General features: G+C 65.5%; 17 protein-coding genes. 5 read left to right on the forward strand and 12 right to left on the reverse strand.

Going from position 1 to position 14285, the window contains the following annotated elements:
• Positions 1-41: 41 nt before the first annotated feature.
• Both BMI85_RS09145 and dapE read right to left on the reverse strand, forming a co-directional pair.
• Positions 42-458: a GNAT family N-acetyltransferase gene (locus tag BMI85_RS09145; RefSeq protein ID WP_078600850.1), complete on the reverse strand. Its 417-nt coding sequence runs from the start codon at positions 456-458 to the stop codon at positions 42-44.
• Positions 455-1597 carry a succinyl-diaminopimelate desuccinylase gene (dapE, locus tag BMI85_RS09150; protein WP_078600852.1) on the reverse strand — a complete coding sequence of 381 codons (1143 nt, stop codon included), beginning with the start codon at positions 1595-1597 and terminating at the stop codon, positions 455-457. The genes BMI85_RS09145 and dapE overlap by 4 nt, the downstream gene beginning before the upstream one ends.
• 296 nt (positions 1598-1893) lie before the next feature.
• Between dapE and BMI85_RS09155 the strand changes: the two genes are divergently transcribed.
• Positions 1894-2994: a Hint domain-containing protein gene (locus BMI85_RS09155; RefSeq protein WP_078600854.1), complete on the forward strand. Its 1101-nt coding sequence runs from the start codon at positions 1894-1896 to the stop codon at positions 2992-2994.
• Here BMI85_RS09155 and BMI85_RS09160 read toward each other — a convergent pair.
• Positions 2991-3740 (reverse strand): sulfite exporter TauE/SafE family protein, encoded by a 750-nt coding sequence (locus BMI85_RS09160; RefSeq protein ID WP_244176613.1) that lies wholly within the window; start codon positions 3738-3740, stop codon positions 2991-2993. The genes BMI85_RS09155 and BMI85_RS09160 overlap by 4 nt on opposite strands.
• Positions 3741-3957: 217 nt before the next feature.
• Here BMI85_RS09160 and BMI85_RS09165 point away from each other — a divergent pair, with 217 nt between their 5' ends.
• From BMI85_RS09165 to BMI85_RS09175, 3 genes are all read left to right on the forward strand, one after another.
• Positions 3958-5622, forward strand: a complete 1665-nt coding sequence (locus tag BMI85_RS09165) for an acyl-CoA dehydrogenase family protein (RefSeq protein ID WP_078600859.1) — start codon at positions 3958-3960, stop codon at positions 5620-5622.
• A 120-nt stretch (positions 5623-5742) separates the two neighbouring features.
• Positions 5743-6741: an NAD-dependent epimerase/dehydratase family protein gene (locus BMI85_RS09170; protein ID WP_168174760.1), complete on the forward strand. Its 999-nt coding sequence runs from the start codon at positions 5743-5745 to the stop codon at positions 6739-6741.
• Between the two features lie 57 nt (positions 6742-6798).
• Positions 6799-7302 (forward strand): GNAT family N-acetyltransferase, encoded by a 504-nt coding sequence (locus tag BMI85_RS09175; protein WP_078521463.1) that lies wholly within the window; start codon positions 6799-6801, stop codon positions 7300-7302.
• 183 nt (positions 7303-7485) lie between these two features.
• On the opposite strand, the gene recO is transcribed toward BMI85_RS09175, so the two are convergent.
• A complete protein-coding gene (gene recO / locus BMI85_RS09180; RefSeq protein WP_078549424.1) occupies positions 7486-8211 on the reverse strand; it encodes a DNA repair protein RecO in 726 nt (241 codons plus the stop codon).
• An 86-nt stretch (positions 8212-8297) separates the two neighbouring features.
• Here recO and BMI85_RS09185 point away from each other — a divergent pair, with 86 nt between their 5' ends.
• Positions 8298-8921, forward strand: coding sequence for a Pr6Pr family membrane protein (locus tag BMI85_RS09185; protein WP_078600864.1), 624 nt, complete (start codon positions 8298-8300; stop codon positions 8919-8921).
• Here BMI85_RS09185 and BMI85_RS09190 read toward each other — a convergent pair.
• The 8 genes from BMI85_RS09190 to BMI85_RS09225 form a co-directional block, all read right to left on the reverse strand.
• Complete coding sequence (locus BMI85_RS09190) at positions 8911-9249, reverse strand: DUF1491 family protein (RefSeq protein ID WP_078600866.1); 339 nt, start codon at positions 9247-9249, stop codon at positions 8911-8913. The genes BMI85_RS09185 and BMI85_RS09190 overlap by 11 nt on opposite strands.
• Positions 9249-10154 (reverse strand): GTPase Era, encoded by a 906-nt coding sequence (gene era / locus BMI85_RS09195; protein ID WP_078600868.1) that lies wholly within the window; start codon positions 10152-10154, stop codon positions 9249-9251. Before era ends, BMI85_RS09190 begins: the two co-directional genes overlap by 1 nt.
• 266 nt (positions 10155-10420) lie before the next feature.
• A complete protein-coding gene (gene rnc / locus BMI85_RS09200) occupies positions 10421-11113 on the reverse strand; it encodes a ribonuclease III (protein ID WP_078600870.1) in 693 nt (230 codons plus the stop codon).
• The gene (lepB, locus tag BMI85_RS09205; protein WP_078549435.1) at positions 11110-11898 is read right to left on the reverse strand and encodes a signal peptidase I; all 789 of its coding nucleotides are present in this window, start codon (positions 11896-11898) and stop codon (positions 11110-11112) included. Before lepB ends, rnc begins: the two co-directional genes overlap by 4 nt.
• Before the next feature lie 53 nt (positions 11899-11951).
• A complete protein-coding gene (acpS, locus tag BMI85_RS09210; RefSeq protein ID WP_078521475.1) occupies positions 11952-12353 on the reverse strand; it encodes a holo-ACP synthase in 402 nt (133 codons plus the stop codon).
• A complete protein-coding gene (locus BMI85_RS09215; RefSeq protein WP_246832523.1) occupies positions 12350-12808 on the reverse strand; it encodes a hypothetical protein in 459 nt (152 codons plus the stop codon). Before BMI85_RS09215 ends, acpS begins: the two co-directional genes overlap by 4 nt.
• Positions 12805-13548, reverse strand: a complete 744-nt coding sequence (locus BMI85_RS09220) for a pyridoxine 5'-phosphate synthase (protein ID WP_078600872.1) — start codon at positions 13546-13548, stop codon at positions 12805-12807. Before BMI85_RS09220 ends, BMI85_RS09215 begins: the two co-directional genes overlap by 4 nt.
• Before the next feature lie 76 nt (positions 13549-13624).
• On the reverse strand, positions 13625-14272 hold the full coding sequence (locus BMI85_RS09225; protein WP_078601129.1) for a pseudouridine synthase: 648 nt from the start codon (positions 14270-14272) through the stop codon (positions 13625-13627).
• Positions 14273-14285 lie beyond the last annotated feature (13 nt).

Consider the following 14285-nt stretch of genomic DNA (forward strand, 5'->3'; position numbering starts at 1 on the left):
GCGCTGACGCGCCCCCCGGGATACTTGGATCAAGAGGAAGCTCAGAGCGTCTTTTCCATATCGCGATGCGGGATGCCCGCGTCGTCGTAATCTTCGCCGTAGGGCACGAAGCCAAGCTTCTCGTAGAACGGGATCGCGTAGCTCTGGGCCGAGAGATAGGCGCGGGTGCAGCCCATCTCGGCGAACCGCGCGCAGGCGTCGCGCACCAGCGCCGCGCCGAGCCCGGTGCCACGCGCGGATTTCGCCACGCAGATGCGACCGATCTTGCCGGTCTCACCCTTGCGGATCAGCCGCGCGGTGCCGAGCGGCGTGCCATCCTCGCTGGCCAGAAGATGGACCGCCTGATCGTCGAGATCGTCCCATTCCTCGGGCTCCGGGATGCCCTGTTCTTCGATAAACACGGCGCGGCGCAGCGCGTGGCAGGGCGTGTAATCGGTGACCGGCTCGATCTTGATCATGCGAAATAGTCTCTCAATATGCGGGCATAGACGCGCGTGAGCGCTTCGATCTGATCGAGCGGCACGCGCTCGTCCACCTGATGCATCGTCGCGCCGACGAGGCCGAATTCCACGACCGGGCAGTGATCCTTCACGAAGCGCGCATCCGAGGTGCCGCCCGAGGTGGACAGCTCCGGCGCGCGGCCCGTTTCCGCCTGGACCGATTTCGCGACGAGATCGACGAAGGGACCGGGCGGCGTGACAAAGCTCTCGCCCGAGATATCGGGGTTGAGCGCGATACGGATGCCGGTCTCGGCGGCGATCTCGGAGGCCATCGCCTCGGCCCAGGCGATCAGCCCCTCGCCGGTATGCGCATCGTTGAAGCGGATATTCACGGTCGCGCGCGCCTTGGCCGGGATCACGTTATTGGCCGGGTTGCCGCAATCGATGGTGGTGATCTGCAGGCTCGAGGGCTGGAAATGATCCGTGCCGTGATCGAGCGGCTCTGCGGTCATCCGGCCCAGCAGATCGACCAGCGCATGCAGCGGGTTCTTCGCGCGATGCGGATAGGCGGCATGGCCCTGCACGCCCTCAGCCTCGATATAGAAGCTGAGCGAGCCGCGCCGCCCGATCTTCATCATCTCTCCCATTTCATTGGGGCAGGTCGGCTCGCCCACGAGGCAGACCGACATTGCCTCGCCCTCGGCCTTCATCCAATCCAGAAGCGCCCGCGTGCCGTCGCGGCCCGGCCCTTCCTCGTCGCCGGTGATGGCGAGGATCACCGCCCCGTCGGGCGGCGTCTCGGTCACGAAATCCACCGCTGCCGCGGCAAAGGCCGCCACGGCGGTCTTCATGTCGGTCGCGCCGCGCCCCCACATCACGCCGTCGACGATCTCGGCGCCGAACGGGTCATGCGTCCAGGCGCTCGCATCGCCCACCGGCACGACATCCGTGTGCCCGTTGAAACCGAAGCTTTTCGCCGCCCCCTTCGCGCCCCAGCGCGCATAAAGGTTCGGCGTGCCATTGCGATCGACGCGCGTGCAGGTGAAGCCCGCCTCCGTCAGCAGCGTCTCGAGCAAGACCAGCGCGCCGCCCTCCTCCGGGGTCACCGAGGGGCAGCGGATCAGATCGGCGCTCAGGCGGATGGGATCGGTCGTCATGGGCACTCCTTTTCAGCGCTACAGGCTTAGAGCGCCGAGGCCTTCGGGGCAATGGCTGTTGCAGGCTCGACACCGGGCGCAAGTGACGCGGAGACAGGGGCTACCCAAAGGCAGGTCGCGGTGTCATGATATGTCAAAAGCAAAAGCCCGAAATCGGGCATATCGAGCAGGGCAAAGCCCGGAGTCAGACGCAACAAACCCACGCGCGGCCCATTCAGGCGGCGTGCGTTGTCCGTGTCGGCTTCCCCGGGCGCGGAGATAGGCATGGGATCAAGGCAGCATTCGGAGCGTCGCGGATGAGGGCGCAACAGGGCTGGATCGGTGCGCAGATCGCACATCGCGGCGCGGTCAGGTTCGACGAGCGCAGGTTGCCGGAGCTGCTCGCACGCGGCAGCCTGATGCTGGAATTCACCCTGATGCGCGGCGAGCAATCGCCCCTGCCGCTGATCCATCTGCATCAGCGCGAAGGCTGGCGGAATTTCCTCTCGCTCAATCTCGATGTCGACGGGCGCATCGTGCTGGCGCAGCGGCGCGGCTCGGCGGTCCATGCGATCTCGATCGACGCCACGCAGGAGCGGCTGACCGGTGGGCGGATGCGGCTCACATGGCGCTGGGACGGTCCGGGACGCGAGAGCCTGCTGACGCTGGAGGCGCTCGATCAGCGCACGATCCGGCAGCAGACGGGCGTGGCGCCGCTGCCGCTGACCCGTGACGAGGCCGCGGCCCTGATCGATCCGGCCGGGCCCGCGCGGATCGGGCCGCGCGTCGACTGGCTGGCGCTTGGCGATCATCTGCAACCGATGGGACCGGCGGGCTGTTTCGCCCCTGCGACCCCGATCCAGACGCCGGAGGGCGTGGTGCCTGCCGCGCGGCTGCGCGAGGGCGATCTGGTCGAGACCGTCGATGCCGGACCGCAGCCGGTGCTCTGGTCGGGGCGGGTCAGCCTGCCTGCGATCGGGAACCTGCGTCCGGTGAAGCTCTGTGCGCCGGTCTTCTCGGCGCGTCAGGACCTCTGGGTTATGCCGCAGCACCGCGTGGCGCTCAGCGGGCCGTCGGTGGATTTCATCTTTGGCGAGGACGAGGTGCTGATCGAGGCGCGCTCGCTGGCCGATGGCTGCGCTGCGCTGCAACCCGATTGCCCGGGCATTCTGGAATGGCACGGGCTGCTGCTGGGCGGCCATCACCTGCTGATGGCGGATGGCTGCAAGCTGGAGAGCCTGCATATCGGGCGGCTCGCCCGGCAACCGCTTCTGGCGGCGACGACGGCCTTTGCGGGGCTGGTGCGCGAAGGCGGGGTGCCGCTCCATCGCAAGCCGGTGCGCAAGATCGTCTCGGGCTATGAGGCGAAGACGCTGGCCTCCGCCCGCCGTCAGGGGCTGCGCCCCTTCGTGGCTTAACCCATCAGCGCACGGCGCAGCAGGTTCAGCCCGGCCACGCCCAGCAGGATCAGCGTCCACCACCGGAACCGCACCGGGTCGAGCCGGTCCTGCGCCTTGAAGCCCAGCCTCATCCCTGCCAGCGCGGGCAGGATCATCAAAAGCGACAGCGGGATCGTCTGCGCGTTCAGCACGCCCGAGACCAGATGCGAGCCGGTCAGGATGATCGCCCCGGTCAGGAAGACGACGCCAAGGATGCGCACGGCCTCCTGTTTCGGCGCGTCGATCGAGATCAGGTAGATGATCAGCGGCGGCCCCCAAATCCCGGAAATCCCGCCATAGAGCCCCGCGACGATGCCCAGACCCGTCTCGGTCACCGCCCGGTGGCGGGTCGGCATCGGGATCTGCCGCCCCGAGATCTGCCAGATAGAGAAGGCGACGATCGGCCCGCCCAAGAGCGCGTACATCACCGGCTGCGGGATCACGTCGACGAGGGTCGCGCTAATCGGGATGAAGACGATGATCATCGCGATGAACAGCCGGTAATTCTTGATCGACCCCACCGCCGCGCCGACCCCTTGACGGAAGGCCTGCATCACGTTGGTCACCAGCGTCGGCAGGATCAAAAGCGCCAGCGCCTGATGCGGCGGCAGGAAGGACGCGAAGCTCGACAGCATGATCATCGGCATCGCGAAACCGACCGCGCCTTTCACGAAACCTGCGAAAAGCGTGACGCCAAGCGCCGCGAATATTTGCCAAACTTCCATCCCGAACATGCGCGTTCCCTTTCCTGTCCCGCGTCGCTTCTACCGGGTTACGCGGCGGGATGCAGCCGTGAAGCGACGTGAAATCAGGCGGATACCCGACCGCGCCGACAACCTCCGCGACATTATCCGTCGCAATTGTCGCTACTGGCGAATTTTTATTGCGCTGCGGTTGCGAAGTAACTAGACAGGCTGCAACTGCAGAATAAGGAGCCGACTCATGGCACATGACGGGGCCGATATGCCGACGACGATCATTCTGGACGACCTGATGGGCCTTGCGGAGGCGAGCCTGCCCGAACTGGAGACGCTGGTCTCCGACGCGACCGCGAGCCTGCGCGCCGCGACCGAGAAAGACGGCCGCATTTCCGGCGCCGCTCTCGAGGCGAACCAATATCGCGCCCACGGCCTTGCCTGGCTGACCACCTATCAGCAGTCGCTCAAGCAGCTGCACGGCTGGGCTACGCGTCTGGCCGAAGACGGCAAGCTGGGCGAGATGGAGAAGCTGATCGTGCAGATCGGCTTCGGCGAATATCTCGCGCAGATCGCGGGCGGCATCCAGATGAACCAGGGCGAGATGGTGCGCCTGGCCGATATGGACGTCAGCTGGACCCCGTCCGAGGCCGCCGCGAAACTGATCGCCGAGGGCAATTCCAACGCCGCCCGGATGCGTCTGGTCGAGCTGATGCGCGACGTTCAGGGCCGCTCGATCTTCGGCAATTCGGGTCTCGACGAAGACCTCGAAATGATCCGAGAGCAGTTCTACCGCTATGCTGAGGACCGCGTGAAGCCGAATGCGCATGAATGGCACCTCAAGGACGAGCTGATCCCGATGGAAATCATCGAGGAACTGGCCGAACTGGGCGTCTTCGGCCTGACCATTCCGGAAGAATATGGCGGGCTCGGCCTGTCGAAAGCCTCGATGGTTGTCGTGACCGAGGAGCTTTCGCGCGGCTATATCGGCGTGGGCTCGCTCGGCACCCGTTCCGAGATCGCAGCCGAGCTGATCATCTGCGGCGGCACCGAGGAGCAGAAGCAGAAATGGCTTCCGGGCCTGTCGTCGGGTGAAATCCTGTCGACCGCCGTCTTCACCGAGCCCAATACCGGCTCGGATCTGGGCTCCTTGCGCACCCGCGCGGTCAAGGATGGCGACGACTGGCTGGTGACCGGCAACAAGACGTGGATCACCCATGCGCAGCGCACCCATGTGATGACGCTGCTCGCGCGCACCGATCCCGCAACCGACAATTACAAAGGTCTGTCGATGTTCCTGGCCGAGAAGACGCCGGGCACCGATGACAACCCCTTCCCCACCGAGGGCATGACCGGCGGCGAGATCGAAGTGCTCGGCTATCGCGGCATGAAGGAATACGAGCTCGGCTTCGATAATTTCCGCGTGAAGGGCGAGAACCTTCTGGGCGGCGAAGAGGGCAAGGGCTTCAAGCAACTCATGGAGACGTTCGAATCCGCCCGCATCCAGACCGCCGCCCGCGCCGTGGGCGTGGCGCAGTCGGCTCTGGAGATCGGGATGCAATACGCGATCGACCGCAAGCAATTCGGCAAGTCGCTGATCGAATTCCCGCGCGTGTCGTCGAAGCTCGCGATGATGGCGGTGGAGACGATGATCGCCCGCCAGCTGACCTATTTCTCGGCCTGGGAAAAGGATCACGGCCATCGCTGCGATCTGGAAGCCGGTATGGCGAAACTGCTGGGTGCGCGGGTGGCGTGGGCCGCTGCCGACAACGCGCTGCAGATCCATGGCGGCAACGGTTTCGCGCTGGAATACCAGATCAGCCGCATCCTCTGCGACGCGCGTATCCTGAACATCTTCGAGGGTGCCGCCGAGATTCAGGCGCAGGTGATCGCGCGGCGTCTCCTCGGCTGAGCCAGAGAAACTCTATTCAACGGGGCGATGCGGGCGAACCTCGCATCGCCCCGTTCTGATTTGACACCCGCCCAACGCCCCCGCAAGCTGAACGACGAGGTTCAGCACAATGGAGGGCGCATGGCTCGCACAATTCTGGTCACAGGCATCACCGGCTTCATCGCCAAACGCATTGCCTATGACCTTCTGGCGCAGGGCGAGATCGTGCGCGGCACGCTGCGCAAGGCCAGCCGCGGCGAGGAGGTGAAAGCCGCCTTGAGTGACCTCGGCCCCGAAGCGCTGGAACGGCTGAGCTTCGTCGAGGCCGATCTGATGGCGGACAAGGGCTGGGACGCGGCGATGGCGGGGGTCGACGCCGTGATCCACACCGCCTCCCCCTTCCCGCTCAGCAAGCCCAAGAACGAGGCCGAGGTGATCCAGCCTGCGGTCGAGGGCACCAAGCGGGTGCTGGCTGCGGCACAGGCCGCCGGTGTGAACCGGGTGATCCAGACCTCCTCGATGGAGGCGGTGATGCATGGCGTGACCTCTGACCCAATGACCGAGCGCGATTGGTCGAACCCGCGCGCGCCGACCTGCAGCCCCTATACGCGCTCGAAGATTTTCGCCGAGGAAGCGGCGTGGGAATTCATCGAGGATCATCACGAGATGCGGCTGACCGTGATCAATCCCGGCCTCGTCTGCGGCACCCCGATGGATCGTCACACCGGATCGTCGGTCGCGGTGATCGAGCGGCTGATGGCGGGCAAGGACCCGATGGCGCCGGAATTCGATATTCCGGTGGTCGATGTCGCCGATGTCTCCGCCTGTCATGTCGCGGCGCTCGACCGGTCCGAGAGCATCGGCCGTCGCTACATCTGTGCGGAAAGCTTCATGTCCTTCCTCGAGATGGCGAAGGTGCTGAAGGCCGAGTTCCCCGACCGCAAGATCCCGACGCGGAAGGCACCGAACTGGATCGTCTCCATCCTCGCGCTGTTCGATGAGCAGATCGCGCTGATCAAGCCGATGCTCGGGATGAAGATGCACCTCAGCCACGAGGCCGCGACCCGCGATCTTGGGGTGGAGTTCGTGTCCGCCGCCGAGGCCGTGCGCCGCACCGGACATTTCATCGTGCAGAAATAGCGTTGCGCTCGCCCGGTTTCGCGGCCAAATCTGGCGCGACAGACTGGAGGGGCACAGATGATCCGCGACGCAAGACCGCAAGACGCAGAGGCGATTACCGAGATTTACAATGACGCGGTGCGCAACACGACCGCGATCTGGAACGAGATCGAGGTCGGCCCCGAGAACCGCCGCGCCTATATCGCGGATCGGCAGGCGGCGGGTTATCCGGTGCTGGTCTGGGAGGAAGACGGGCGCGCCGTGGGCTATGCGAGCTTCGGCCCGTTCCGCCCCCATGACGGCTATCACCTAAGCGTCGAACATTCCGTATACGTCCACCGCGACCACCGCGCGGGCGGCAAGGGCGCGAAGCTTATGGAAGCGCTGATCGCGCGCGCCAAAGAGGGCGGCTTCCACGTCATGGTCGGCGCGATCGACGCCGCGAATGAGGGCTCGATCCGGCTGCATGAGCGGCTGGGCTTCACGCAGGTCGGCTTGATGCCGCAGGTCGGCAAGAAGTTCGGGCGCTGGCTGGATCTGGCGCTGCTGACGTTGTTGCTGGACGATCGCGAGCGGCCTTGAGCACCACTGCGGTTTTCTAGCTATAGCACGGGGCGACCAGCCCCGGGCCGCGCCCGACCCTCCCCCCGGGAGGGCGCATTGGCGAAGACAGCGCAGGCACGACCGACCTACGGGCTTGCGAGATAAAGCCCCCAGCCACGAGCCGAACAAAGCGCCCACCCGAGGCTCGGGCGCGGGCCTCCGTCAGCGCGCACTTCGCCCCAGCAAATCCACGAAACGCTGCCGCGCCTCGGGCAAGGGCCGATCCCCCAGATCGGGCGCCATCCGTTCGCCAAGGAAGAACCCGGTCAGCCGCAGCCCCTGCACGATCTCGCCAAGGCTCGCAGGCCCCTGCCCCAACAGGCAGAGCGGCAGCGGCAGAAGTCTGGGCGCCCATTCCCCGGCGCCCTGACGGCTCACCGCACGCCCCGACCGCGGGCTCACATAGGCCAGATCGTCGCGCGACCCGGTGACCGCACACCGCGACAGGTCGAGCCCGTAGCCCATCTCCTCCAGCAACCCCAGCTCCCAGCGCAGATAGGTCGGCACCCAGTCGCCGCCCTCGGCCATCGCATCGAACAGCGCCTCGGAGGCCATGAACAACGCGTCATGCGCCTCACGTTCGGGCAGCGTGAACCTCAGAAGCGCCGTCGCCGCGTTCAGCCCGGCCAGCGCCTGCCGGTCCGACAGGATCACCGCGCGGCTCTGCAATGGCTCGATCGTGTAGCTGCCAAGGTGATCTTCCAGCCGCGCGCGCCACGTCGCCGTGACCCGGTTTCCCGGCTGCAAGATCCCCGTCATCTTGCGCGACGCCCCACCGCGCACGACGCCCGCATGTCGCCCATGCGCCGAAGTGAACAGCTCGACGATCATCGAGCTTTCGCCATGCGGTCGTGCCGAGAGGATCGTGCCGAGGTCTTGCCAGTCCATGCGAGGGACTATCCTTGCCGTGACGTTGCGGCGCAAGCGGCTTCGTGAATTGCGCAGACGTCGCGCGCCGCACTAGCTTCACACCCATGAAACGCGCCTCGATCCTTTTCGCCGTCCTGATCGCCCTCGTCGAGTTGGCGGCCTTCGGCGCGAGCTTCGTCAACAACATGGCCGAACACCCCCATGCCGCCGTGCCGCTGGGCATCCTGTGGCTGATGTTTCGCTATTTCACGATCTGGACGAACACGCTGGTGGGCCTCGCCTTCGGCTGGATGGCGTGGCGCAAGCGGGCACTGGCCAAGCCGTTCCTCGCGGCGCTGGTGCTGTGGATCCTGATCGTCGGCGTGGTCTATCACCTGCTGCTGGCGGGAGATACGCCGCTGCACGGGCTCGATTACGTCTCGAACCTGCTCTACCACACCGCAGCGCCGATCCTCGTGCCGGTCTGGTGGCTGGCCTTCGCGCCGAAAGGCGGGCTGACGAGCCATCACGCCGTGATCTGGCTGGCCTGGCCGCTGGTCTATCTGGTCTATGCGGTGATCCGGGGGCTGGAAACCGGGTTCTACCCGTATTTCTTCCTCAACCTCGACAAGCTCGGATGGGGCGGGCTGGGCCTGTGGTGCGTGAAGTTCCTCGTGGCCTTCTGGATCGGCGGGCTGGTGATCGTGACCTTGGGCCGCGGGCTCAACCGGCTCGGGATCAGCCGCTGAGGCCGTCCTCCTCAAGCATCGTGCGCCCCTCGCGGCTCTCGATTTCGATCACCCAAAGGTCGGGGTCGAAGCCGCGTTGCTTGCGGATACTGGCATCGACTTCGGCCTCGGGACCATCATGCAAAAGCATCCACGCGCTTTTGCCAGTCATCAGGTCCGCGCGCCGCTCGTAGCTTTGCGCGGTCCCGTCGAGCCGCGCGCATTTCACCAGCACGGCCCCCGAAGACGCCTGCCCATGCGCGGTGACGTAGGCGGGGATATTCGCCAGCTCCAGCCGCTTGAGATAGGCGCGGACCCAGAAATCCGTGGTCAGACGCCCCTCGCTCATCACTTCGAGTCCTTGAAATCGAGACCCATCTCGGAATAGCGCTCGGCCTCTTCCAGCCAGTTCGGGCGCACCTTCACCTGCAGGAACAGATGCACGGGCCGGTCGAGAAATTCGATCAGCTCCTCGCGCGCGGCTTTCGAGATCGCCTTGATCGTCTCGCCGCCCTTGCCGAGGATGATCCCCTTGTGACCGTCGCGCGCGACGTAGATCACCTGATCGATCCGGGCGGAGCCGTCCTTGCGCTCTTCCCAGCTCTCGGTCTCGACGGTGAGCTGATAGGGCAGCTCTTCGTGCAGGCGCAGGGTCAGCTTCTCGCGGGTGATCTCGGCCGCGATCATGCGCATCGGCAGATCGGCGATCTGGTCTTCGGGATAAAGCCACGGCCCCTCGGGCATCTCGCCAGCAAGCCATTCCTTGAGGTCCTGTACACCGTAGCCGCGCTCGGCGGAGATCATGAAGGTCTTGGTGAACTGATACGCCTCGTTGAGCTTCGCGGTCAGACCCAGAAGCTCCTCGGATTTCACCTTGTCGATCTTGTTGATCGCAAGCGCCACCGGCTGCGTGCCTTCGCGACCGCGCAGGGCTTCAAGGATGCTCTCGACACCCGGCGTCAGTCCGCGATGCGCCTCGACCAGCAGGACGATCATGTCGGCATCGGCCGCCCCGCCCCAAGCCGCGTTGACCATTGCGCGATCCAGACGACGGCGCGGGCGGAAGATGCCGGGCGTGTCGACGAAGACGATCTGGCTCTGGCCTTCCATCGCGACGCCACGGATGCGGGCGCGGGTCGTTTGCACCTTATGGGTGACGATCGAGACCTTCGCGCCAACCATCGCGTTGAGCAGCGTGGATTTGCCCGCATTGGGCTCTCCGATCAGGGCGACGAAACCGGCGCGTGTGGTCATGGGTGTTCCTTTTTGGCGATACGCGAAAGCGATACGGGGCGCGGGGTAGCTTATAACGGCGCGCGTTGCCAGTCATCTTGTCATGTCGCTTGTGCGACGAGGGCCGCGCCCGATCCTTGGGTGGGCGCTTCGCCCCGTTCGTGGCCGGGCAGTTTATCTTTCAAGCTCGAGTGGCGGATATGCCCGCGACGACATCGCCAATGCGCCCTCCCATGGGGAGGGTCGGGCGCGGCCCGGGGCTAGTCGCCCCGCGCCAAGGCATTGGCTCAGCCCTCGGTGCCCTCTTCCAGACGTTTCAGCAGCGTCTTCGCCGCCGTCATCTCGCCCTGACGCTTCGATCCGGCCTTCGCCGTTTCGCGCGCGCCGTTTTCCAGACGCACCTCGATGGTGAAATTGGGGGCGTGATCGGGACCGTCGCGATGGATGATCTCGTAGCGCGGCGGCGGCAGGCCGCGGGCCTGCGCCCATTCCTGCAGCGCGGTTTTCGGGTCGCGCGCGTCTTCCGCGACACTGTCGAGCCGGTCTTCCCAAAGCCGCAGGATCAGCACCTTCGCCGCGTCGAACCCGCCATCGAGATAAACCGCGGCGATCACCGCCTCCATCGCGTCGCCCAGCAGGGCCAGCTTGCGCCGCCCGCCGGTCATCATCTCGGACCGACCTAACTTGAGCACCGCACCGAGGTCGATCTTGCGGGCGATATCGGCGCAGGCTTCCTTGCGCACGAGCGCATTGAAGCGCGGCGCCATCTGGCCCTCGGAAGCGGCGCGGTCGCCCAGGAACAGCGCTTCGGCCATCACGAGGCCCAAAACGCGGTCGCCCAGAAATTCCAGCCGCTGGTTGTCGGGCCGGGTCGGCGTGGAGATCGAACTATGCGTCAGCGCGCGCGCGAGCAGCTCGGGCCGTTTGAACTTGTGCCCGAGGCGCTGCTCGAATGCCTTGATCTCCGCGCTTAGCTTCAATTGATCGCCTTGAAGAACCGATCCGGACGCCAGGTCCAGAAGTAGAACAGCGAGCGACCCGCCGAGGAGAACATCACCCGGTCGGCCCGGCCGATCAGGTTCTCTTTCGGAACGAAGCCGAGACCGCCCACCGATTGCGGGAAGCGGCTGTCCTCGGAGTTGTCGCGGTTGTCGCCCATGAAGAAATACATGCCCTCGGGCACGGTGTAGACGGGCGTGTTGTCCACGGGGCCGTCATTGTTGATCTGCAGAATGTCATGCGTGACGCCATTGGGCAGCGTCTCGGCATAGCGTTTCTTGATGCAGGTATCGCCCATGCCCACCGGCGAGTTCGAGCAGCGCGGCAGCAGCCCCTGCGGACCCTGCGGTTGCATGACTTCCTCGAAATCGGGCTCGGGCTTCATCTCGACGGCCTTGCCGTTGATCTGCAGCACGCCGTTGATCATCTGGATCTTGTCGCCCGGCAGGCCGATCAGACGCTTGATGAAATCGACGTTCTTGGTCGGGTGACGGAACACCACCACGTCGCCGCGCTCGGGGTCGCTGGCCAGCAAGCGCCCGTCGAAGGGGCAGGCCGAGAACGGGCAGGAGTAACGCGAATAGCCGTAGGCCATCTTGTTCACGAAGAGGAAGTCGCCGATCAGCAGCGTGTCCTTCATCGAGCCGGAGGGAATCCAGAAGGGCTGGAAGAACAGCGTGCGGAACACCCCCGCGATCACCAGTGCCCAGACAATCGTCTTGATCGTGTCGAGGATACCGCCCTCGGCCTTGTTCTTCGCCATTATCTCTTACCCTGCCTCAAAATTCCTTGGCCTCAATACGCGGCCTCGCGCCCGAGTCAAGAAAGCTTGCGGGCCTCGATCACGACGAAGGCCTGCGCCCAGGGGTGGTCATCGGTCAGCGTCACATGGATGACGGACTCGTAACCCTCTGGTGTCATTTCCTTAAGCCGGTCCGCCGCCCAGCCCGTGACCTGCATCACCGGCTGCCCCGTTGGCAGATTCGTGACCGCCATATCCTTCCATGCGATGCCCATGCGCAACCCGGTCCCAAGCGCTTTGGAACAGGCCTCTTTCGCCGCCCAGCGTTTGGCATAGGTGCCGGCCACATCCTTGCGGCGCTCGGCCTTGCGCTGCTCGGTCTCGGTGAAGACCCGATTGCGGAAGCGGTCGCCAAAGCGTTCGAGCGTGCGCTCGATCCGCTCGATATTCGCGAGATCGGTGCCGATACCGAGGATCATGGGGTGACCTCGGTGGTGATCGCGCCCGTCGCCTGATTGAGCGTCATGTGCAACTGATGCGACATTGCGTCACCCGTGCCGTCATAGGTGGAGACCGGCAGGGTGAGGCTCAACCCGGTCGCGGGATCGTAGCTGGCCGAGAGCGCCGCGAAATCGACCCCGCCGAAGCCGGTGCCCTCTGCAGCCGAGATGACCCGGCATTGCCGCCCGCCGACCTCGTCATAGGGGGGCGACAGGACGAGAATATGGAACGCCGCCGCAGCCGGCTCGATCGTATCCATCAGCGCCAGCCGCACCGCGCCCTTGGCGAAAGTCGCGGTATTCTCCGACCAAGGCTCGACGATATTATCGGCGCGCGCAGTGAAATCGCAGGGCCCGACATAGGCCGGACCTGCCTGCGCCGCGCAAGCCGCGCCAAGCAACGCACCGGTCAGCATGACGCCGCGCAGCTTCATCCCCGCGCCGCGTCCATCAGCTTGCGCATATGCACGATCGCGGGCCCGAGCCCCACGAAGATTGCCTCGGAGATCAGGAAATGGCCGATGTTCAACTCGCGGATCTGCTTCATCTCGGCGATCGGCTCGACCGTCTCATAGGTCAGACCGTGGCCCGCATGCACCTCCAGCCCGAGACTGTCGGCATAGGCCGCCCCTGCTTTCAGCGCCTCCAGCTCGGCATCGCGGGCGGCGAAATCGCCCGCGTAATGCATGTCGCAGAAATGGCCCGTATGTAGTTCGATCACCTGCGCGCCGATCTTGGCGGAGGCTTCGATCTGCGCCGGGTCGTGGCCGATGAACATCGACACGCGGATGCCCGCCTCGACGAGCGGCCCCACGTAATCGGTCAGCCGCGACAGATCGCCCGCGACGTCGAGACCGCCTTCGGTCGTCACCTCTTCGCGCTTTTCCGGCACGATGCAGCAGGCATGGGGCAGATGGCGCAGCGCGATCTCCTGCATCTCGGGCGTTGCGGCCATCTCGAAATTCAGCGGGATGTCGAGCCCGCCGCGCAGCGCGTCGATATCCGCGTCGCGGATATGGCGGCGGTCTTCGCGCAGATGCGCGGTGATTCCGTCGGCCCCGGCCTGCTCGGCCAGACGCGCGGCGCGCAGCGGGTCGGGATAGGCCGCGCCGCGGGCATTCCGCACGGTGGCCACGTGATCGATATTGACACCAAGGCGCAAGGGTTTGGGCATCGGGCTCTCCGCAATAAGTCTCGCAGGAGTATGCCTGCGCGCGCAGGCGGGGAAAAGACCTGCGATTGTATCGGTTTCAGAACGGAACGGGCGCGGTGAAGGTCATATGCATCCCGCCATCGGGATGCCGAAAGCGCAGGGTCTCGGCATGGAGCATCAGGCGCTCGAACGCCTGCGCCGGGCCTTCGGCATAAAGCGGATCGCCGAGGATCGGGTGGCCAAGCTCGGCCATATGCACCCGCAGCTGGTGGCTACGCCCGGTGATCGGCATCAGCCGCACCCGCGTCGTGCCGTCCTCATGGCGCATCACCCGCCAGTCGGTCTGGGCGGGGCGGCCGTTCTCGTGATCGACATGCTGGCGCGGACGGTTCGGCCAGTCGACACACAGCGGCAGATCGACCCGCCCCTCCTTCTCGGCCAGCTCACCCCAGAGCCGCGCCTGATAGGCTTTCTTCGTCTGGCGTTTCTCGAATTGCAGGCCAAGGTGGCGCTGCGCGTGGGGCGTCAGCGCGAAGACCATCACGCCCGAGGTATCGGTATCGAGCCGGTGAACCAGCAGCACCTCGGGGTGAAGCGCACGCAGCCGCGCAATCAGGCAATCCGCCTTGTCCGGCCCTTTGCCCGGCACGGACAGCAACCCCGCCTGCTTGTCGACCACGAGAATTTCGTGATCGGCATGAAGGATGCGCGGGGCATCCTGTGGCGGGTCATAGACGTAACTCATGCGCTGCGAGATG

The organism is Thioclava sp. DLFJ4-1 (genome assembly GCF_002020145.1).
GTDB lineage: Bacteria > Pseudomonadota > Alphaproteobacteria > Rhodobacterales > Rhodobacteraceae > Thioclava > Thioclava sediminum.

Bases quoted from the DNA above. Each gene is read 5' to 3' on its own strand.
- BMI85_RS09145 (WP_078600850.1), bottom strand. From the start codon at position 458: ATGATCAAGATCGAGCCGGTCACCGATTACACGCCCTGCCACGCGCTG.
- dapE (WP_078600852.1), bottom strand. From the start codon at position 1,597: ATGACGACCGATCCCATCCGCCTGAGCGCCGATCTGATCCGCTGCCCC.
- BMI85_RS09155 (WP_078600854.1), top strand. From the start codon at position 1,894: ATGAGGGCGCAACAGGGCTGGATCGGTGCGCAGATCGCACATCGCGGC.
- BMI85_RS09160 (WP_244176613.1), bottom strand. From the start codon at position 3,740: ATGGAAGTTTGGCAAATATTCGCGGCGCTTGGCGTCACGCTTTTCGCA.
- BMI85_RS09165 (WP_078600859.1), top strand. From the start codon at position 3,958: ATGGCACATGACGGGGCCGATATGCCGACGACGATCATTCTGGACGAC.
- BMI85_RS09170 (WP_168174760.1), top strand. From the start codon at position 5,743: ATGGCTCGCACAATTCTGGTCACAGGCATCACCGGCTTCATCGCCAAA.
- BMI85_RS09175 (WP_078521463.1), top strand. From the start codon at position 6,799: ATGATCCGCGACGCAAGACCGCAAGACGCAGAGGCGATTACCGAGATT.
- recO (WP_078549424.1), bottom strand. From the start codon at position 8,211: ATGGACTGGCAAGACCTCGGCACGATCCTCTCGGCACGACCGCATGGC.
- BMI85_RS09185 (WP_078600864.1), top strand. From the start codon at position 8,298: ATGAAACGCGCCTCGATCCTTTTCGCCGTCCTGATCGCCCTCGTCGAG.
- BMI85_RS09190 (WP_078600866.1), bottom strand. From the start codon at position 9,249: ATGAGCGAGGGGCGTCTGACCACGGATTTCTGGGTCCGCGCCTATCTC.
- era (WP_078600868.1), bottom strand. From the start codon at position 10,154: ATGACCACACGCGCCGGTTTCGTCGCCCTGATCGGAGAGCCCAATGCG.
- acpS (WP_078521475.1), bottom strand. From the start codon at position 12,353: ATGATCCTCGGTATCGGCACCGATCTCGCGAATATCGAGCGGATCGAG.
- BMI85_RS09215 (WP_246832523.1), bottom strand. From the start codon at position 12,808: ATGAAGCTGCGCGGCGTCATGCTGACCGGTGCGTTGCTTGGCGCGGCT.
- BMI85_RS09220 (WP_078600872.1), bottom strand. From the start codon at position 13,548: ATGCCCAAACCCTTGCGCCTTGGTGTCAATATCGATCACGTGGCCACC.
- BMI85_RS09225 (WP_078601129.1), bottom strand. From the start codon at position 14,272: ATGAGTTACGTCTATGACCCGCCACAGGATGCCCCGCGCATCCTTCAT.